This window comes from Micromonospora palomenae (assembly GCF_007829925.1).
Taxonomy (GTDB): Bacteria; Actinomycetota; Actinomycetes; order Mycobacteriales; family Micromonosporaceae; genus Micromonospora; species Micromonospora purpureochromogenes.
Window position 1 is genome coordinate 567,521 of the sequence record NZ_VIXA01000003.1, and the last position, 17,426, is coordinate 584,946.

General features: G+C 74.2%; 21 protein-coding genes and 1 riboswitch. Of the genes, 11 read left to right on the forward strand and 10 right to left on the reverse strand.

The annotated features are described in order from the left end of the window. The first annotated feature begins 97 nt into the window (after positions 1–97). On the forward strand, positions 98–1,504 hold the full coding sequence (locus FHX75_RS23625; protein ID WP_425463526.1) for an acyltransferase family protein: 1,407 nt from the start codon (positions 98–100) through the stop codon (positions 1,502–1,504). Here the strand turns inward: FHX75_RS23625 and FHX75_RS23630 are convergent. After that, positions 1,491–2,267: a DUF4097 family beta strand repeat-containing protein gene (locus FHX75_RS23630; RefSeq protein ID WP_154942503.1), complete on the reverse strand. Its 777-nt coding sequence runs from the start codon at positions 2,265–2,267 to the stop codon at positions 1,491–1,493. The genes FHX75_RS23625 and FHX75_RS23630 overlap by 14 nt on opposite strands. Before the next feature lie 102 nt (positions 2,268–2,369). Between FHX75_RS23630 and recO the strand changes: the two genes are divergently transcribed. The 5 genes from recO (at position 2,370) to FHX75_RS23655 (ending at position 5,441) form a co-directional block, all read left to right on the forward strand. After that, complete coding sequence (recO, locus tag FHX75_RS23635) at positions 2,370–3,245, forward strand: DNA repair protein RecO (RefSeq protein WP_154942504.1); 876 nt, start codon at positions 2,370–2,372, stop codon at positions 3,243–3,245. A gap of 32 nt (positions 3,246–3,277) precedes the next feature. Then, complete coding sequence (locus FHX75_RS23640) at positions 3,278–4,054, forward strand: isoprenyl transferase (RefSeq protein WP_211364577.1); 777 nt, start codon at positions 3,278–3,280, stop codon at positions 4,052–4,054. An 80-nt stretch (positions 4,055–4,134) separates the two neighbouring features. Further along, on the forward strand, positions 4,135–4,320 hold the full coding sequence (locus FHX75_RS23645) for a hypothetical protein (RefSeq protein WP_088960799.1): 186 nt from the start codon (positions 4,135–4,137) through the stop codon (positions 4,318–4,320). A 162-nt stretch (positions 4,321–4,482) separates the two neighbouring features. After that, positions 4,483–4,677, forward strand: a complete 195-nt coding sequence (locus tag FHX75_RS23650) for a thioredoxin reductase (RefSeq protein ID WP_231925317.1) — start codon at positions 4,483–4,485, stop codon at positions 4,675–4,677. Next, on the forward strand, positions 4,674–5,441 hold the full coding sequence (locus FHX75_RS23655) for a pirin family protein (RefSeq protein WP_154942506.1): 768 nt from the start codon (positions 4,674–4,676) through the stop codon (positions 5,439–5,441). Before FHX75_RS23650 ends, FHX75_RS23655 begins: the two co-directional genes overlap by 4 nt. Positions 5,442–5,539: 98 nt before the next feature. On the opposite strand, the gene gndA is transcribed toward FHX75_RS23655, so the two are convergent. Then, on the reverse strand, positions 5,540–6,982 hold the full coding sequence (gndA, locus tag FHX75_RS23660) for an NADP-dependent phosphogluconate dehydrogenase (protein WP_154942507.1): 1,443 nt from the start codon (positions 6,980–6,982) through the stop codon (positions 5,540–5,542). A gap of 140 nt (positions 6,983–7,122) precedes the next feature. Then, positions 7,123–7,419, reverse strand: coding sequence for an MTH1187 family thiamine-binding protein (locus FHX75_RS23665; protein WP_154942508.1), 297 nt, complete (start codon positions 7,417–7,419; stop codon positions 7,123–7,125). A gap of 250 nt (positions 7,420–7,669) precedes the next feature. Between FHX75_RS23665 and FHX75_RS23670 the strand changes: the two genes are divergently transcribed. Then, the gene (locus FHX75_RS23670) at positions 7,670–7,918 is read left to right on the forward strand and encodes a hypothetical protein (protein WP_154942509.1); all 249 of its coding nucleotides are present in this window, start codon (positions 7,670–7,672) and stop codon (positions 7,916–7,918) included. A gap of 329 nt (positions 7,919–8,247) precedes the next feature. On the opposite strand, the gene FHX75_RS23675 is transcribed toward FHX75_RS23670, so the two are convergent. From FHX75_RS23675 to FHX75_RS23685, 3 genes are all read right to left on the reverse strand, one after another. After that, positions 8,248–9,048, reverse strand: coding sequence for an energy-coupling factor transporter transmembrane component T family protein (locus FHX75_RS23675; RefSeq protein WP_154942510.1), 801 nt, complete (start codon positions 9,046–9,048; stop codon positions 8,248–8,250). Continuing rightward, the gene (locus tag FHX75_RS23680; RefSeq protein WP_154942511.1) at positions 9,045–10,496 is read right to left on the reverse strand and encodes an ABC transporter ATP-binding protein; all 1,452 of its coding nucleotides are present in this window, start codon (positions 10,494–10,496) and stop codon (positions 9,045–9,047) included. The genes FHX75_RS23675 and FHX75_RS23680 overlap by 4 nt, the downstream gene beginning before the upstream one ends. 134 nt (positions 10,497–10,630) lie before the next feature. Further along, positions 10,631–11,215, reverse strand: a complete 585-nt coding sequence (locus tag FHX75_RS23685; RefSeq protein WP_154942512.1) for an ECF transporter S component — start codon at positions 11,213–11,215, stop codon at positions 10,631–10,633. 75 nt (positions 11,216–11,290) lie between these two features. After that, positions 11,291–11,396, reverse strand: a riboswitch (TPP riboswitch). Positions 11,397–11,480: 84 nt separating this feature from the next. Between FHX75_RS23685 and FHX75_RS23690 the strand changes: the two genes are divergently transcribed. The 4 genes from FHX75_RS23690 (at position 11,481) to FHX75_RS23705 (ending at position 15,856) form a co-directional block, all read left to right on the forward strand. After that, positions 11,481–12,311, forward strand: coding sequence for an alpha/beta fold hydrolase (locus FHX75_RS23690; RefSeq protein ID WP_154942513.1), 831 nt, complete (start codon positions 11,481–11,483; stop codon positions 12,309–12,311). A gap of 48 nt (positions 12,312–12,359) precedes the next feature. Next, a complete protein-coding gene (locus FHX75_RS23695; RefSeq protein ID WP_154942514.1) occupies positions 12,360–13,109 on the forward strand; it encodes a sugar isomerase domain-containing protein in 750 nt (249 codons plus the stop codon). A gap of 149 nt (positions 13,110–13,258) precedes the next feature. Then, positions 13,259–13,762: a DUF6328 family protein gene (locus FHX75_RS23700; RefSeq protein ID WP_154942515.1), complete on the forward strand. Its 504-nt coding sequence runs from the start codon at positions 13,259–13,261 to the stop codon at positions 13,760–13,762. Positions 13,763–13,882: 120 nt separating this feature from the next. Next, on the forward strand, positions 13,883–15,856 hold the full coding sequence (locus tag FHX75_RS23705) for an acyl-CoA dehydrogenase family protein (protein ID WP_154942516.1): 1,974 nt from the start codon (positions 13,883–13,885) through the stop codon (positions 15,854–15,856). A 24-nt stretch (positions 15,857–15,880) separates the two neighbouring features. On the opposite strand, the gene FHX75_RS30950 is transcribed toward FHX75_RS23705, so the two are convergent. The 4 genes from FHX75_RS30950 to FHX75_RS23720 are packed head-to-tail and all read right to left on the reverse strand — an operon-like array spanning position 15,881 to position 17,402. Beyond that, positions 15,881–16,048 carry a hypothetical protein gene (locus tag FHX75_RS30950; protein WP_170285442.1) on the reverse strand — a complete coding sequence of 56 codons (168 nt, stop codon included), beginning with the start codon at positions 16,046–16,048 and terminating at the stop codon, positions 15,881–15,883. A 9-nt stretch (positions 16,049–16,057) separates the two neighbouring features. Next, positions 16,058–16,663 carry a hypothetical protein gene (locus FHX75_RS23710; RefSeq protein ID WP_154942517.1) on the reverse strand — a complete coding sequence of 202 codons (606 nt, stop codon included), beginning with the start codon at positions 16,661–16,663 and terminating at the stop codon, positions 16,058–16,060. A gap of 50 nt (positions 16,664–16,713) precedes the next feature. Then, positions 16,714–17,106: a Fur family transcriptional regulator gene (locus FHX75_RS23715; RefSeq protein ID WP_154942518.1), complete on the reverse strand. Its 393-nt coding sequence runs from the start codon at positions 17,104–17,106 to the stop codon at positions 16,714–16,716. After that, complete coding sequence (locus tag FHX75_RS23720; RefSeq protein WP_154942519.1) at positions 17,103–17,402, reverse strand: ArsR/SmtB family transcription factor; 300 nt, start codon at positions 17,400–17,402, stop codon at positions 17,103–17,105. Before FHX75_RS23720 ends, FHX75_RS23715 begins: the two co-directional genes overlap by 4 nt. Positions 17,403–17,426: the final 24 nt, after the last annotated feature.

Sequence of the window (17,426 nt, forward strand, 5' to 3'; positions counted from 1 at the left end):
GTTCACGTCCGCCCCGGGGGTGACGGCCGTTTGGCGGGGTGAAGTCGGAGGGTAGGGAGCGGTTCTGCTCCGCCGCCCCCGACATAGATGCAGGCTGATGCGCAACCGATACCTGGACCTGCTCCGCTTCCTGGCCATCATCCGGGTCGTGGTCTACCACGTCACCGGCTGGGCGTCGCTGACCCTCGTCTTCCCGGCGATGGCGGTGATGTTCGCCCTGGCCGGGTCGCTGATGGCCGCCTCGCTGGACCGCTCCGGCCCGGCCGCGCTGCTGCGCCGGTTGCGTCGCCTGCTGCCCTCGCTCTGGGTGGTCGCGGTCGTCCTCGTGCCCGCCATGCTGATGACCGGCCTGCCGCTGGGCCCGAAGGTGCTGCTCTGGCTCTTCCCGGTCGCCGACCCGCCGGCCAACCACTGGGGCGCGCTGGCGTTGAGCCCCATCTGGTACCTGCGCGACTACCTCTGGTTCCTGCTCGCCTCACCGGTCGCCCTGTGGCTGTTCCGCCGGGCGCCGGTCGCCACCCTGGCCCTGCCGTACGCGCTGCTGCTGGTGATCGAGCTGGGCCTGCTGCCCGCCGCGCCGGTCCCGCTGCGCGAGTTCGGCGTCTACTTCGGTGCCTGGCTGCTGGGCTTCGCCCACCACGACGGCCTGCTGCGCCGGCTCACCAACCGGGTGCTGCTGCCCACCGCGCTGGCCCTGGCGGGCGCCGGAGCCGCCTGGATCGTCACCCATCCCGGGCCGCGCGGCTTCGACCTCAACGACATCGACCTGGGCAACGCGCTCTGGTCCGCGGCGTTCATCCTGGTCCTGCTGGGCCGGGCCCCGGCCACGGCGCACTGGATCGAGCGCAGCCCGGTGTTCAGCCGGGCAGTCACCGTGCTCAACCGCCGGGCGCTGACCGTCTACCTCTGGCACATGTCGTTCGTGGTGCTGCTCACCCCGCTGGTCGACGTGGTCGGCTGGTCGCACGAGGACCCCCTCGGCCTGGCGATCCGGGTGGTGCTGGTCTTCGCCCTGGTCGGGGTGGTGACCCTGCTGGTCGGCTGGGTGGAGGACGTGGCCGCCCGGCGCCGGCCCGAGCTGGTGCCGGGCGGGCGGCGCGCTGCCCGGCCGGCCCGCGCTGTCGGGGCGACGGCCGCTGCCCTTCCGCCGCGAGCGGTCGTCCGCTGTCCCGGTGACGGCGACGATCGCCAGGAGCCCGCCGGGCCGGTGCGCCCGGTGGCCGCCCGCCGAGGCGTACCCGTGCCGCTGAACTCGGCGCCGGTGGCCGCCGATCGAGGCGTACCCGCCGTGCCGGTGCGCCCCGCGCCGGCGGGCCCCCGGACGCCGGCCCGCCCGGTCCGGACGCTCGGCGTGCCGGCCGGCCCGGTGGGTACGGTCGGACGGCCGGCCAGCGGACCCGGCGGCAAGCGGCGCGAGCGGTCGACGGTCGGCGTCGCCGGCCGGGCCGTGGTCCCCGCTCCCCGGGTGGCCGAGCTGGCCACCGTCGAGATCAACGCTGGCTGACGCGCACGTTCCCGCTGCCGGTGCTCAGGTCGAGCACCAGCGACGCCCCCGGGTCGTTCGGCACCCCTAGGTCGCTGTCGCCCGACCCGGTGCTGGACCGCACCCGGTACCGGCCGGCGGGCACCAGCACCTGCACGTCGCCGCTGGAGGCGTGTGCCCGCGCCGAGGCGGGCTCGTCCAGCTCGATCGTGACGTTGCCGGACTCGGCCTCGGCGTTCACCTGGCCCCGCAGCCGCAGCCCGGTGATGTCGCCCGACGAGGCGCGCAGCTCGACCGGGGCGGCCACGTCCTCCACCTCGATGTTCCCGGAGCCGGTCGTGGCGCGTACCGGGCCGGTGGCGCCGGCCACCCGGATGTTGCCCGAGCCGAGGGCCAGCTCCACCACACCGACCCGGCTCAGCTCGACGTCGCCGGAGCCGGTCTCGCCCCGCACCCGGACCCCCTCCGGGGCGGTCACCTCGTACGACACCGAGCAGCGGGGGCCGCACTCCGCGTCCAGCACCAGCTCGTCGCCCCGCACCTCGTACGTGGTGCGCGGCTGGTCGCCCTGGTAGCGCAGCACCCGCTTGATGCGTACCTCGGTGGCCGGCCCGGTGGCCCGGATGACCACGTCGCCCGCGCCCGGCCGTACGGTGACGGTGCTGATCCGCACCGCCTCGGTGTGGTCGAAGTCCAGCCGCCGGAAGGAGAGCGTGTCGCACCCGGCGGCGAGGATGACGGTGGCGGCCGCGCCCAGGGCGACGGCGGTGCGGGGAAGAGCCATGGTCAGCAACCTACGGCCGGCCCCGCCCGCCGCACATCGGGGACGCGACGCCGGTCCACCCCGAACCGACCCTGATTTCCCACCCCGAGGGAGAATGGCCCGATGCCCGGGTACCGCCGCCAGCTCTACCGCGACGACGCGGTGGTCCTGCGTGTGCAGAAGCTGGGCGAGTCCGACCGGATCATCACCCTGCTGACCCGCCGGCACGGCCGGCTGCGCGCCGTGGCCCGGGGCATCCGGCGCACCACCAGCAAGTTCGGCGCCCGGCTGGAGCCGTTCGGCCACGTCGACGTGCAGCTCGCCGGCGACCCGAAGGGCAACCAGGGCAGCTCGCTGCACACGGTCAGCCAGGTCGAGGGGATCGACCTCTACGGCAAGCGGTTCCTCGGCGACTATCCCCGCTACACCGCGGCGAGCGCGATCGCCGAGACCGCGGAGCGGCTCACCCCGGTCGAGCGGGAACCCTCGCTGCGGCTGTTCCAGCTCACCCTCGGCGCGCTGCGGGCGCTGGCCGACGGGAGCCACGCCACCACGCTGGTCCTCGACGCGTACCTGCTGCGCGGGATGGCGCTGGCGGGCTGGGCGCCGGCGCTGATCGCCTGCGCGGTCTGCGGCACGCCGGGGCGGCACCGGGCCTTCTCCGTACCGGCCGGCGGCGCGGTCTGCCCGGACTGCCGGCCGCCCGGCGCGGCCCACCCCGCCCCGGCCACCATCGACCTGATGTCCGCGCTGACCAGTGGCGACTGGCGGGTCGCCGACGCCACCGAGACCGGCGTACGCCGGGAGTGCAGCGGCCTGGTCGCGGCGCACCTGCAGTGGCACCTGGAGCGCGCGCTACGCTCGCTGCCGCTGGTCGACCGGGGTGCCCCGGCGGCCGGCGCGGTCCCGTCACCCGGCGGTGGCGTGGCCGGTCCGGTCCCGCCGCCGCCCGGCGTCGGGGCCGGCGTGGACGGCGTGGACAGGGAGATGACCGAGTGATCCGATCGTTGAGGGCCGGCCGGCGCACGCCGGTGCCGCCGACACCGCACCCGTCGGGCGCCCGGCCGCCGGCGCTGCCCGCCGAGGCGGTGCCGAAGCACGTCGCGGTGGTGATGGACGGCAACGGCCGGTGGGCCAAGGAGCGCGGCCTGCCCCGCACCAAGGGTCACGAGGCGGGGGAGTTCAGCCTCTTCGACACCATTGAGGGCGCGATCGAGCTGGGCATTCCCTACCTGTCGGCGTACGCGTTCTCCACCGAGAACTGGCGGCGCTCGCCGGACGAGGTCCGCTTCCTGATGGGCTTCAACCGGGACGTCATCCGCCGCCGCCGCGACCAGCTCGTCGACCTCGGCGTGCGGGTGGTCTGGTCGGGCCGGGCGGGGCGGCTGTGGAAGAGCGTCATCTCCGAGTTGCAGACCGCCGAGGAGATGTCCCGCGGCAACTCGACGCTGACCCTGCAGTTCTGCGTGAACTACGGCGGCCAGGCGGAGATCGCCGACGCCGCCGCCGCGATCGCCCGCGACGTGGCCGCCGGTCGGCTCGACCCGGCGAAGGTCAACGAAAAGACGGTGGCGAAGTACCTCTACCACCCGGAGATCCCGGAGGTGGACCTGTTCCTGCGTCCCTCCGGTGAGGAGCGGATCTCCAACTTCCTGCTCTGGCAGACGGCGTACGCGGAGCTGGTGTTCCTCGACACCCTCTGGCCGGACTTCGACCGCCGGCACCTCTGGTACGCCTGCGAGCTGTACGCGAAGCGGGACCGCCGGTTCGGGGGCGCGCTGCCCAACCCGGTCGCCCCGCAGGTGTAGACGTCACCGGGCTCGCGCTTATTCGAGCGTCCGGTGGGGTACCTCTTGGGGTAGCAGCCAAGACGCGGAGGTGAACCCACATGATTCAGAAGCGGATTGCCCAGTGGGCGGTCATGGCGGTCGCCGTGCCGCTGGCCGCGGCCGGTGCGCGCCGGCTCAGCCACACGCTGGAGGCCCGTCGGGGCCCGACCGGCGTGAGCCGACTGCTCAGCAAGGGCGCGGACATGCTGCGTCCGCAGAAGGCCAAGCGTCGCCGGTTCTGGTGACCATCGACGTCCGGTACGCCGTCGGCGCCGCTCCCTCGGGGGCGGCGCTGACGCGTTCCGGCCGGTCGGCGCGGCCCGCGCGCGTACGATCGGCGCAGGGCGCGCCGCCCGGGCGCGTCCGCCACGGGGGTGGGGATGCCGGATCTCCGGTACAAAATGATCATGGCGCTGAACGCCGCCGACCTGGGCAGCCCGATCTGCGAACAGGTCGCCGGGATCTGCGCCGAGATCGCCGAGCAGCACTGCGCCGAGCTGGGGCACGCCCCGAGCGTGCGCTCCGGCGAGATCGCCGAGCTGGCCACCGGTGAACCGGCGCTGACCTGGGCGCCGAACGAGACCGGGCAGCGGGCCTGGTGACCGCGCTGGCGCCGAGCCCGGCGGTGGACGTCCGCCGGGCCGAGGACCGGTTCAAGACCCGACTGTCCTGGCTCGACTCGAAGCACTCCTTCTCGTTCTCCCGGCACTACGACCCGGCCAACACCCACCACGGCCTGCTGCTGGTCAACAACGACGACATCGTCCACCCGGGCACCGGTTTCGAGACCCACCCGCACGAGGACATGGAGATCGTGACCTGGGTGCTGCGCGGCTCGCTGGTGCACCAGGACTCCACCGGGCACAGCGGGATCATCTATCCCGGGCTGGCCCAGCGGATGAGCGCCGGCACCGGCATCCTGCACTCGGAGAAGAACGACTCCTGGCGGCTGGAGGGTCGGGAGCCGCACGGCGAGCCGGTCCACTTCGTGCAGATGTGGGTGGTGCCCGACACCGACGGCGTCGACCCCGGCTACGAGCAGCTGGAGATCGGTGACGAGCTGCTGCGCGGCGGCCTGGTGCCGGTCGCCTCCGGCATGGACCGGTACGACGGCGCCTCCGCCATCCGGATCCGCAACCGGTACGCCACCCTGCACGCCGCCCGGCTCGCCGCCGGCGACGAGGTGACCCTGCCCGACGCGCCCTACCTGCACCTCTACGTGCCCAGCGGTGCGGTGACGCTGGAGGGCGCCGGCCGGCTCGGCGAGGGCGACGCCGCCCGGATCACGATGACCGGCGGCCACCGGGTCAGCGCCACCGAGCCCGCCGAGATCCTGGTCTGGGAGATGCACGCCACCCTCGCCTGAGCCCGGCCTCGCTGCCCTTTCGCGCCGTCGGCCCCGGTTTGCGGCGTATCGGGGTGTCCCCGGCTCGGGACACCCCGACACGCCGCAAACCGGGTCGATCAGCCGGCCACCTCGGAGCGGTCGCCGGCCCAGACGGTGTGGAACGAGCCCTCCCGGTCGACCCGGTGGTAGGTGTGCGCGCCGAAGTTGTCCCGTAGGCCCTGGATGAGCGCCGCCGGCAGCCGCTCCGCGCGCAGCGCGTCGAAGTAGGCCAGCGACGAGGAGAACGCCGGGGTGGGCACGCCGGCCCGGGCCGCGTCGGCGACCACCCGCCGCCAGCTCGGCACCCCGGCGCCGACCGCCTCGGCGAAGTACGGCGCCACCAGCAGCGTCGACAGGTCCGGCTCAGCGTCGTACGCCTCCCGGATGCGGTCGAGGAATCGGGCCCGGATGATGCAGCCGCCCCGCCAGATGGTGGCGGTGCCGCCGAGGTCGATGTCCCAGTCGTACTCGCGGCTGCCGGCGCGGATGTGGTCGAAGCCCTGCGCGTACGCGATGATCTTGCTGGCCAGCAGCGCGCGCCGGACGTCCTCGACGAAGGTCTCCCGCTCGTCGACCTGCCACTTCTCGCCGGCGTCGGCGAAGGCCCGGCGGGCGGCGGCGCGCTGGTCGGCGTGGCCGGACAGCGACCGGGCGAAGGTCGCCTCGGCGATGCCGGTGATCGGGATGCCCAGGTCGAGCGCGCTCTGCACGGTCCACCGGCCGGTGCCCTTCTGCTCGGCCTGGTCGAGCACCACGTCGACGAAGGCCCGGCCGGTCGCCGCGTCGGTGTGTGCCAGCACGTCCGCGGTGATCTCGATCAGGAAGGACTCCAGCTCGCCGGTGTTCCACTCCCGGAAGATGTCGGCGATCTCCGCCGGGCTCGCCGACAGCCCCGCCCGCAGCAGGTCGTACGCCTCGGCGATGAGCTGCATGTCGGCGTACTCGATGCCGTTGTGCACCATCTTGACGAAGTGGCCGGCGCCGTCCGGGCCGATGTGCCGGCAGCACGGAGTGCCCTCCACCTGCGCGGCGATCTTCTCGAAGATCGGCCCGAGCTTCGCGTACGACTCGGCGGAGCCGCCGGGCATGATGCTCGGCCCCCGCAGCGCGCCCTCCTCCCCGCCGGAGACGCCGGTGCCGACGAAGTGCAGCCCGTGCCCGCGCAGCGTCTCCTCCCGGCGGCGGGTGTCCGCGAAGTGCGCGTTGCCGCAGTCGACGACGATGTCGCCCTCCTCCAGCAGCGGAACCAGCTCGTCGATCACCGCGTCGGTGGGGCCGCCGGCCTTCACCATGACGATCACCGCGCGGGGTCGCTCCAGAGTGGCGACGAAGTCCGCGAGGGACTCGGACGCGACGAAGGTGCCCTCGTCGCCGTGCTCGGCGACGAGGCTGCGGGTGCGCTCGGGGGAGCGGTTGTGCACCGCCACCGTGAAGCCGTTGCGGGCCAGGTTCCGGGCCAGGTTGCGGCCCATCACCGCCAGCCCCGTGACCCCGATCTGCGCCGTCGCCTGCTGAGCCATCCGTCCGCCACCTCTCGTCGGCCTGCCGTCCTGCGACCGTATCGCGGCCACCGGCCGCCATGGTCCGGACATCGACGCTCGGTGAGCGGCGCGGTGCGGGCCGTCGTGGCCGGGCCCGCCAGCGGCGGCGCCCGCCGGGGTCAGCCCTCGGCCAGGCGGGCCTCGACGTGGGCCACCTTGCCGGTGAGCGCGTTGGTGACGCCGGGTCGCACGTCGGCCTTGAGGACCACGCTGACCCGGGGCGCCTGTTCGGCCACCACGTCGACCGCCCGCTTGACCACCGCCATCACCTCGTCCCACTCACCCTCGACGGTGGTGAACATGGCGTCGGTGTGGTTGGGCAGGCCGGAGGCGCGGACCACCCGGACCGCCTCGGCGACCAGGTCGCCGACGGACTCGCCGACGCCCAGCGGGGTAATCGAGAACGCGATCAGCATGCCGCCGATGGTGCCAGTAAATCGGCTGCGGCCGCCGCCGTCGGCGGGTTAGCGTGTCGGCATGCGTATCTGACGCCCCACCTTCAGCCAGTCGGGCCCGCCGCGTCGTCGGGGGTCCGGCCGCGCCGGGCGTCCGCATTCCCCACCTTTTCCTGCGGGTGGTGTCTCCGTGGTCGGGTCGCCCGGGCCCTTTCCTGCCCGCCGACCGCCCGCCTCGCGGCGCGGTCCCCGCATCCGAAGGAGGCAGCGTATGCCCGCCAAGCGCAGTCCGAAGAAGTCCCGCCCGTCGGCGCCGGCCAAGGTGGCGGTGAGCCCGCCGGATCTCGACGCGCTCACCGTGGCGCCCGCCGCCCCGGTCACCCTGCCGGAGGAGACGGGCTCCGCGCCCGCCGCCGCCCGGCCCGCCCCGACGACCCCGCCGTGGACCGGCCCGGCGGTACGCGGCGGCTCCACCGCCGCCCGTGGCCAGACCCGCCGGTACGCCTTCCGCCGCAGCTGATCAGCGCTGCCGGTACGACTGATCGGCGCTGTCGGTACGACGGCCGGTCGGTCGCGTACCTGATCCGGCGCTCCCGGTGCGGCGACCCGTCGGCTGCTGCACCGGGACCGCGTCCAGCGTGGCCCGGTGAGCCGGTTCGGCGTGTCGCGGCGCGGGGGGTATGACCGCGACGAGCGTGATACCTCTGAGGCATCTTGATACCTCAGAGGTATCACGCTCACCGGACACCTTCCCTCCGAAGGTGGCCGGCCGGAGGGTCCGCCGGCACCGCTCGTCACCACGGCCGAACCTGACCACCGGGCCGCCGGTCCGGACCCCGGTCGCCCGGGTCAGCCGATCAGCGGGCGGAAGGTGCCGAGCGCGACGCTGACCGCGATCGCCGCACTCCCGAGCACGGCCGCTCCGGCGACAAGCAGCCCGTCGGCCACGCCGAACCGCTGCCGGCGGGCGAAGGTGCGCGGGGTACCGGCGTCGAAGCCCCGGGCGTCCATCGCCACCGCCAGCCGGGTGCCCCGCCGGATCGCCCCGACCAGCAGGGCGAACGCGGTCGACACGAACAGCCGCAGCTTCGCCACCGGGTTGCGCCCGGCGTCCACGCCGCGCGCCCGGCGGGCCATCTCGATCATCTGCCACTCCTGGCCGAGCAGCGGGACCAGCCGGAACGCGGCCAGTGTCCCGATGGCGAAGCGGGCCGGCGCCTTCGCGTTCTGCACCAGCGCGTCGGCCAGGTCGGTCGGGTCGGTGGTGGCGAAGACGATCACGCCCGGCAGGGCCACCGCGAACATCCGCAGCACCAACCCGAGCGCCGTCAGCAGCACCCCCGAGGTGACCAGCAGCGGCCCGGCGTCCAGCAGCACCCGGCCGGACCGGTCGGCGGCGAAGAGCACCAGCGTGACCACGATGCCGGCCGCGGCGGCCAGCAGCGGCAGGGCCCGTCGGGCCAGCACCCGGTACCGGATCCCGAACAGCGGCAGCACGGCCAGCTCCACGGCGATCGCGATGGCCGGGGCGACCGGGTCCAGGGTGGCCACCAGGACGGCCGAGAAGACCAACGCGGCGGCCAGCTTCGCCACCGGGTTGCGCCGGGCCAGCGGCGCGCCGGGCGCCGCGACCGGTTCCAGGCTGATCACGGGCGCCGCCCGGAGTCGCCGCCGGCCGGGTCGGGCCGCCGGTTCAGGGTGACGGTGCGGTCGGCGAGCGCGGCGACGAAGTCCGCGTCGTGGGTGACGGTGACGACGGCGTGCCCGGCGTCGCGCAGGTCGGCGAAGAGGTCGAGCAGCTCCCGCCAGGTGCGCCGGTCCTGGCCGAAGGTCGGCTCGTCGCAGATCAGCAGGCGGGGCGCGGTGGCCAGTGCGGTCGCCACGCTCAGCCGCCGCGCCTCCCCACCGGAGAGGGTGTACGGGTTCGCCCCGGCCAGCCGGGTCAGCCGCAGCCGGTCCAGCAGGGCGTCCACCGTGGCGCGTACCGCCGGCTCGGACTGGCCGGTCCGGCGGGGGCCGAGCGCCAGCTCGTCGAAGACGGTGGCGGTGACGAACTGGTGCTCCGGGTCCTGGAAGACCGAGCCGATCCGGCGGGTCAGCGCGGGCGCCCGCCAGCGGTGCGGGGGAGTGCGGTCGTCCGCCCCGGCCAGCGCGGCGGTGGCGGTGACCCGGCCGACGCCGGGGCGGAGCAGCCCGCCGAGGAGCAGGGCCAGGGTGGACTTGCCGACTCCGTTGGGCCCGAGCACGGCGAGCGCCTCGCCGGCGCGTACCCGCAGGTCGGTGGGGGCCAGCCGGGGTGGCAGGCCGAGCCGGTCGGCGGTGAGCAACTCCTCGCCGGGCGGCGTGGTGGCGTGCCGGGGCGGGATGGTCCGGCCCGGCACCCAGACGCCCTCGGCGGCCAGTGCCTCGCCGTGCGCGGCGAAGACCGCCTCCGGCGGGCCGTCCGCGCGGACGCCGCCGCCCGGCTCCAGCACCACCACCCGGTCGACCAGCGGCAGCGCCTCGGCGACCCGGTGTTCGACCAGGATCAGGGTGGTGTCGGCGGACAGCGCGCCGGCGACCGCCCGGCGGACCAGGTCGGCGCCGGCCGGGTCGAGGTTGGCGGTCGGCTCGTCGAGCAGCAGCAGGCCGGGGCGCAGGGCGAGCGCGCCGGCCAGGGCCAGGCGCTGCTGCTCGCCGCCGGAGAGCGCCGCGGTGGGCCGGTCCCGGTCGTACGGGAAGCCGACCCGGCGCAACGCCTCGTCCACCCGCGGCCAGATCTCCCCGGCCGGCACCCCCCGGTTCTCCAGCCCGAACGCGACGTCGTCGCCGCTGCGGGCCATCACCAGCTGGGTCTCCGGGTCCTGGAAGACGATGCCGACCCGTTCCCGGTCCTTGCGCGGGTCGAGCCCGTCGATCTCGACGGTGCCCTCCTGCTCGCCGGAGTCCTCGGGCAGCAGCCCGGCCAGCGCGGCCAGCAGGGTGCTCTTGCCCGCCCCGGACGGCCCGAGCAGCAGGACCCGTTCCCCGGCCTCGATCCGCAGGTCCACCCCGCGCACGGCCCACGCCTTCCGTCCGGCGTGCCGCCACCCGAACCCGCGCACCTCCACCGCGCCCACCCGACCCCCTCCCTACCCAGGCCCACCCGGCTCCCGGCCGGCTCCGGCCGGGAGCCGGCCGGTGATCAAGAGGTTTGCGTCACGACGGTGGCTCCCGTTGACGCAAACCTCTTGATCAACGAAGCGGGGGGCGGTCAGATGGCGGCGCGTTCGCGGCCGGCGGGGAACCGGTCGAGGACGCCGGTGCGGGCGAGGGCGCGGGTGAGCGCGACACTGCCCAGGCCGGCGATCACCAGGGAGCTGACCGCGGTGATCAGGATGTAGGGGAGGCGGAAGCTGCCCCAGGCGGTGTCCGGGTACCAGATGAAGACGTCGTAGAGCGCCGCCGCCAGGCCGGCCAGCGTGGCGGCCAGCAGGGCGACGGGCAGCCGGAAGACGCGGTACCCGAAGGCGGCGAAGGCGAGTTCCGCCGCGGCGGCCTCCAGCGGACCCTGGATGACCAGCGTCCAGCCCCAGCTGCTGCCCAGCGCCACCGAGACCAGCGCGGCGACGGTGAGCGTGAAGAAGGCGGCGCCCGGCTTGCGGATGATCAGGCCGCCCAGGACGGCGGGGACCAGCCAGACGCCGTAGATGGCCGCCCGGCCGGGCAGCGGGATCGCGTCGGCGGGGCCGTTCCAGAGCAGGCCCCAGGCCCAGAAGATGATGCCGAAGGCCACCCCGAGCACCGCCGCGATGACGATGTCGATGGTGCGCCACCGGTTGCTGTCGGTGTTGGTCATGTGTGCTCCCAGTCCAAATGATCGAACCAGGAGAAGACGCACGCCGCGCCCGGTATGGGACCGGACGGCGGCGCGGCTGGAGGTCGACCGAACTCCCTGCGCTGGCATTACCCAGATCAGGTTCGAGGGTCTGCGGGCGGTGCCCGCACTCTCAGCGCTGTGCGCTCCCCTGTCGGATGTGAAGTTGTCTCGTCGACGCTAACAGCTCCGACCCCGCCACGGTCGGCCCGGGTGGACGACCGCCGGGCTGGGTAGGCTGCCGATCATGCGGGTCGAGGCGCGAGGGCTGACGTTCGAGGTACGCACCGGCGGCCCGGAGGGCGGCGAACCCGTCCTCCTGCTGCACGGCTTCCCGCAGCACGGCGGCGAGTGGGACGAGGTGGTGCCGGCGCTGCACGCCGCCGGCCTGCGTACGTATGCGCCGGACCAGCGGGGCTACTCGCCGGGCGCCCGCCCGGCCGAGGTGGCCGCCTACCGGCTGCCGAAGCTGGTCGAAGACGCGGTGGCGCTGCTCGACGCGCTGGGCGTCGAGGCGGCCCACGTGGTGGGGCACGACTGGGGTGCGGTCGTCGCCTGGGGCCTCGCCGCGGGGCACCCCGAGCGGGTCCGCACCCTGACTGCCGTCTCCGTGCCGCATCCCGCCGCGATGGCGCACGCGCTGGCGAACGACCCTCGGCAGAAGGCGCGCTCGTCGTACATGCTGCTGTTCCGCCAGCCGGGCAAGGCCGAGAAAGTGCTGCTGGCCGTGCGGGCGACTGCCCTGCGCCGGCTGCTCTCCGGGGTGGGCGACGCCGGGCGGGTGGCCCGGTACGCCGAGCCGATGCGGGAGCCGGGCGCGCTGACCGGGGCGCTGAACTGGTACCGGGCCATGTCCCGGGCCGACCTGGCGCGGACCGGGCCGGTCGCGGTGCCCACCACCTTCGTCTGGAGCGACGGGGACGTCGCGATCGGCCGGACCGCCGCCGAGGCCTGCGCCGCCCAGGTGACCGGGCCGTACCGGTTCGTCGCGCTCCCCGGCGTCACCCACTGGATTCCCGACGAGGCGCCGGCCCCGCTGGCCGAGGCGATCCTGGCCCGGGTACGCAACCTGGCCTGAGCCCGCCGTGGGCCACCCGACGAGCAGGACCGACGGACGGAGGAACGGATGACGGTGAGCGCCGAGGCATACCTGGCGGTGGTGACCGAGACGATCGGCCGGGTGGCCACGAGCCAGCGGGAGGCGGTGGGTCGGGCGGCCGACCTGATCGCCGAGGCGCTGCGCGCCGACGGGGTGGTGCACGCCTTCGGCACCGGCCACTCCGAGGCACTGGCGATGGAGATCGCCGGCCGGGCCGGTGGGCTGGTGCCGACCAACCGGATCGCGCTCCGTGACCTGGTGCTGGTGGGCGGCGAGCCGGCGAGCATCCTCGGGCCGCACCTGGAGCGCGATCCGGCCGTGGCGCACCGGCTCTACGAGCTGGCCCCGGTCCGCCCGTCGGACATCTTCGTGCTGGCCTCCAACTCCGGCGTCAACGGCGCGATGGTGGAGTTCGCGTCGCTGGTCGTCGAGCGGGGGCACCGGCTGGTGGCGATCACCTCGGCGCAGCACTCGGGCCGGATGGCCTCCCGCCACCCGTCCGGGCGCAAGCTCGCCGACTTCGCCGACGTGGTGCTGGACAACGGCGCCCCGTACGGTGACGCGACCCTGCCGCTGCCCGACGGTGGCGCGGTCGGCGCGGTCTCCTCGATCACCGCGGCCCTGCTGGCCCAGCAGATCGTGGCCGAGACGGTGGCCCGGCTGATCGCGGCGGGGGAGCGGCCCCCGGTCTACCTGTCGGCGAACATCACCGGCGGCGACGAGCACAACGCCGCGCTGGAGGCCCGGTACGCCGGCCGCATCCGCCGAGGGGCGTGAGCGCGAGGAGTGAGCCGGGTTTGCGAGCCCCGCAGTCGCGAACGAGGGGAGGTTCGTGAGCCGGTTTCGCGCGGTTCCGCTTCGGGCATTGGCGTTGCTGCCGGCGGGGTGGGCCTCGTCGGCAGTACCGTCTCTTCTGGAGGTAGCGCGTGTCGAAGGAATCCGAGAAGCAGCGCTGGCAGCGCAACTTCGCCGATCTGCTCCAGGAGTTGCGCGTCGCACAGACCGGCGTGCAGATCCTTTTCGCCTTCCTGCTCACCCTGCCGTTCAGCAACGGCTTCACCCGGACCAGCGGCTTCCAGAAGGACGTCTACATCGTCTCGCTGCTGTCGGCGGCGGCCGCCACCGCGATGATCATCTCGCCGGTCGCCTTCCACCGCGCGCTGTTCCGCCAGGGTCGCAAGCCGGAGCTGGTGCGCTTCGCCCACCGGATGGCCAGCGGCGGACTCGCCTTCATGCTGATCTCGATGGTCAGCGCGGTGCTGCTGATCACCGATTTCGTGCTGCAGCGCGGCGTGGCCCTGGTGCTGAGCGCGCTCACCGCGCTGTGGTTCCTGACCTTCTGGGTCTTCCTGCCGATGGCCCGGCGCAACTGGGGCGAGGACGTCGATGACGACGACGATGACGCGCCGCAGGTGCTGACCGGCGACTGACCCGGTCACCGCCCGGGAAATCCGACGTGCGCGCAACGCTACCCCTGGGTAACACCCGGGGGTAGCGTTGCTCTTGTCGAGCACGTTGACGCATCCGGACCGAGGTTCGAGGGGGCAGCCGTGACCACGACGCACAACAGCCGACCCACCGAGGACGGCGCCGGGCCGCTGCCGGCCGAGGCCGGCCAGGTCTCCGAGAAGGAGGCCCGCCAGGTCGCCGAGGCGGCCCGAGAAACCGCCTGGGACCGGCCCAGCTTCGGCAAGGAACTCTTCCTCGGCCGGTTCCGGCTCGACCTGATCCACCCCTGGCCGCGTTCCGACCCGGACGACGACGCGCGGGCCGAGCGGTTCCTCACCGAGCTCGGCGCGTACCTGCGGTCCGAGGTGGACGGCGCCGCCATCGAGCGGGACGCGTCCATCCCGGACGAGGTGTTCCAGGGGCTGGCCCGGCTCGGCGCGTTCGGCATGAAGATCGACCGCAAGTACGGCGGTCTCGGCCTGAGCAACCTGCACTACTGCCGGGCGCTGATGCTGGCCGGCTCGGTCAGCCCGGCGATCGGCGCGCTGCTCTCCGCCCACCAGTCGATCGGCGTGCCGCAGCCGCTGAAGATGTTCGGCACCGACGAGCAGAAACAGCTCTTCCTGCCCCGGCTGGCCGCCGGAGAGGTCTCCGCGTTCCTGCTCACCGAGCCGGACGTCGGCTCCGACCCGGCCCGCCTGGCCACCATCGCCGAGCCGACCGCCGACGGCACGGGCTACCGGCTCAACGGGGTGAAGCTCTGGGCCACCAACGGCACGGTGGCCACCCTGCTGGTGGTGATGGCCCGGGTGCCGGCCGGCGAGGGGCGGCGCGGCGGCATCACCGCGTTCGTGGTCGACGGCGACAGCGAGGGCATCACCGTCGAGCGGCGCAACGCCTTCGTCGGCCTGCGCGGCCTGGAGAACAGCCTCACCCGGTTCCACGACGTCTTCGTGCCCCGGGAGAACGTCATCGGCGGCGAGGGCAAGGGGTTGAAGATCGCCCTGACCACGCTGAACACCGGTCGGCTGTCGCTGCCGGCGATGTGCGTCGGCGCGGGCAAGTGGTCGCTGAACGTGGCCCGGGAGTGGGCCGCCGACCGGGTGCAGTGGGGCCGGCCGGTCGGCGAGCACGAGGCGGTCGCCCAGAAGCTCGCCTTCACCGCCGCCACCACGTACGGCATGGAGACCATGCTCGACCTCTGCTGCCTGCTCGCCGACGACGACCGCAACGACATCCGGATCGAGGCGGCCCTGGTCAAGCTCTACGCCAGCGAGATGGCCTGGAAGATCGCCGACGAGCTGATCCAGATCCGGGGCGGGCGCGGGTACGAGACGGCCGACTCGCTCGCCGCCCGGGGCGAACGCCCGGCCGCGGTGGAGCAGATGCTGCGGGACCTGCGGATCAACCGGATCTTCGAGGGCTCCACCGAGATCATGCACCTGCTCATCGCCCGGGAGGCGGTCGACGCGCACCTCTCGGTCGCCGGCGACATCATCGACCCGGACGCCGGCCTCGGCCGCAAGGCCCGGGCGGGAGCGCGGGCCGGGGCCTTCTACGCCCGGTGGCTGCCCACCCTCGCCGTCGGTCGGGGACAGCGCCCCCACGCGTACGGCGAGTTCGGCCCGCTCGCCGGTCACCTGCGGCAGGTGGAGCGGCACTCCCGCAAGCTGGCCCGCTCGACCTTCTACGCGATGTCTCGCTGGCAGGGAAAGATGGAACGCAAGCAGGCGTTCCTCGGCCGGGTGGTGGACATCGGCGCGGAGCTGTTCGCGATGTCCGCGGTCTGCGTGCGGGCGTACGCGGAGCGGGACACCCGCCCGGAGAACGTCGAGCTGGCCGACCTGTTCTGCCGGCAGGCCCGGGTCCGGGTGGACCAGTTGTTCACCGCGCTGTGGGAGAACACCGACTCCGTGGACGTCGCGGCGGCGAAGCGGATCCTCGCCGGCCGGTACGCCGCCCTGGAGTCCGGCGTGCTCACCCCGCCGGCCGATACCCCCTGGGTGGCGCGCTGGTCACCCGGCCCGTCCACCACGCCGGACGTCCGCCGCCGGATCCCCCGCCAGGGCGGCTGAGCAGGGATTGGGCCGTCGCTGAAGTCAGCGGGCGACGGCCCAGGCCAGCACCGCCGCGAGGATCAGCCCGTTGAGCACAGCGAGCACCAGGTACGCCTGCGGCGGGATCTTGCGACCCTTGCGGACGAAGCTCACCAGGACGGCGGCGTACCCGAGCAGCAGCACGGCGACGACGATCAGGAAGTACAGCACCGCCACACCCTAGCGCCCGCCCCGCAGGCCGAGTCGGCGCAGCTCCAGTGCGGCGAGCGCGTCGACGGTGGCGTCGTCGCCCCGCCGCCACGCCTCCGCCACGTCCGGATCGATCCTGGTCAGCTTGCGCAGCGGCTGCCCGACGAGGGCGCGCAGCGCCAGCAGGTCCCGCCCGGCCGGGGCGGTGGCGAGCGCCTTCGCCGAGGCGGCCCGGCGCATCCAGCGCACCCGCAGCGGCAGCCAGCCGAAGAGCACCAGGGCGAGCGGGAAGACCAGCACGGCGATGGCGAGGGCCAGGGCGAGCTGGCCGACCAGCTCCTGCTGGTCCCGGCCGGCGTCGGCGACCGCACGGGCCGCCTCGGCCGCCCGCTCGAACGGGGCGGTCAGCTCGTCGCCGACCAGCGGCACCCGGCCGACCTTGCCGCCGGCCTCGGCCAGGTTGTCGGCGAGACCACCGCCGGCCCCCTCCAGCTTCTGTCCGGGTACGGCGAGTTTCTGCACCAGGTCGTGCACCCACAGGGCGAAGCGGATCGCCGCGTACACCCAGACGACGACGAGCAGGTCGGTGAGGAGCTGACGGAGGGCGACAGGGAAGCGATCTGCGTAGATCTTCACGCCGGACAGCGTGCCACGACGCGGCGCGGCGGGCACCCCCTGAATCGCCGTCAGGCGGCGCACTTCGGGCAGGTGCCGAAGATCTCCAGGGTGTGGCTGACGTCGGCGAACCCGTGTTGGGCGGCGACCCGCTCGGCCCAGGTCTCCACCGCCGGCCCGGCCACCTCGACGGTGCGGCCGCAGGCCCGGCAGACCAGGTGGTGGTGGTGCCCCTCGCTGCACCGGCGGTAGAGGTGCTCCCCGCCGGGCGGGCGCATCACGTCGATCTCGCCGGCGTCGGCGAGGCCCTGCAAGGTGCGGTAGACGGTGGTCAGCCCGACCCGCTCGCCCCGGTCCCGGAGCATCGCGTGCAGCTCCTGCGCGCTGTGGAAGCCCTCCACCTCGGCGAGCAGGGAGCTCACCGCCGTGCGCTGCCGCGTGTTCCGCAGCGCCCCCTCGCTCATGATCCCTCCCCGGCGTGGCTCACCGCGTCCGCCACGATGTGCGCCACGTGCTCGTCGACCAGCGCGTACGCGATCTCGCGGCCGCGCCGCGAGCCGCGGACCACCCCCGCCCCGCGCAGCACGCGCAGGTGCTGGGAGACCAGCGGCTGGGGGGCGCCGAGCTTCTCCACCAGCTCGTGCACACACCGTTCACCCTGCGCCAGCTCGCTCACGATCGCCAGCCGGATCGGGGCGGACAGGGCGCGGAGCAGGTCACCCGCGCCCTCGTAGGCCTCGTAGCCGTTCGTGCCGGTCACCCTGCAACGGTAACCAATACCACC

Excerpts from the sequence above, each read along its gene's own strand:
- FHX75_RS23625 (WP_425463526.1), top strand. The coding sequence starts at position 98 with ATGCGCAACCGATACCTGGACCTGCTCCGCTTCCTGGCCATCATCCGG.
- FHX75_RS23630 (WP_154942503.1), bottom strand. The coding sequence starts at position 2,267 with ATGGCTCTTCCCCGCACCGCCGTCGCCCTGGGCGCGGCCGCCACCGTC.
- recO (WP_154942504.1), top strand. The coding sequence starts at position 2,370 with ATGCCCGGGTACCGCCGCCAGCTCTACCGCGACGACGCGGTGGTCCTG.
- FHX75_RS23645 (WP_088960799.1), top strand. The coding sequence starts at position 4,135 with ATGATTCAGAAGCGGATTGCCCAGTGGGCGGTCATGGCGGTCGCCGTG.
- FHX75_RS23650 (WP_231925317.1), top strand. The coding sequence starts at position 4,483 with ATGGCGCTGAACGCCGCCGACCTGGGCAGCCCGATCTGCGAACAGGTC.
- gndA (WP_154942507.1), bottom strand. The coding sequence starts at position 6,982 with ATGGCTCAGCAGGCGACGGCGCAGATCGGGGTCACGGGGCTGGCGGTG.
- FHX75_RS23665 (WP_154942508.1), bottom strand. The coding sequence starts at position 7,419 with ATGCTGATCGCGTTCTCGATTACCCCGCTGGGCGTCGGCGAGTCCGTC.
- FHX75_RS23670 (WP_154942509.1), top strand. The coding sequence starts at position 7,670 with ATGCCCGCCAAGCGCAGTCCGAAGAAGTCCCGCCCGTCGGCGCCGGCC.
- FHX75_RS23685 (WP_154942512.1), bottom strand. The coding sequence starts at position 11,215 with ATGACCAACACCGACAGCAACCGGTGGCGCACCATCGACATCGTCATC.
- FHX75_RS23690 (WP_154942513.1), top strand. The coding sequence starts at position 11,481 with ATGCGGGTCGAGGCGCGAGGGCTGACGTTCGAGGTACGCACCGGCGGC.
- FHX75_RS23695 (WP_154942514.1), top strand. The coding sequence starts at position 12,360 with ATGACGGTGAGCGCCGAGGCATACCTGGCGGTGGTGACCGAGACGATC.
- FHX75_RS23715 (WP_154942518.1), bottom strand. The coding sequence starts at position 17,106 with ATGAGCGAGGGGGCGCTGCGGAACACGCGGCAGCGCACGGCGGTGAGC.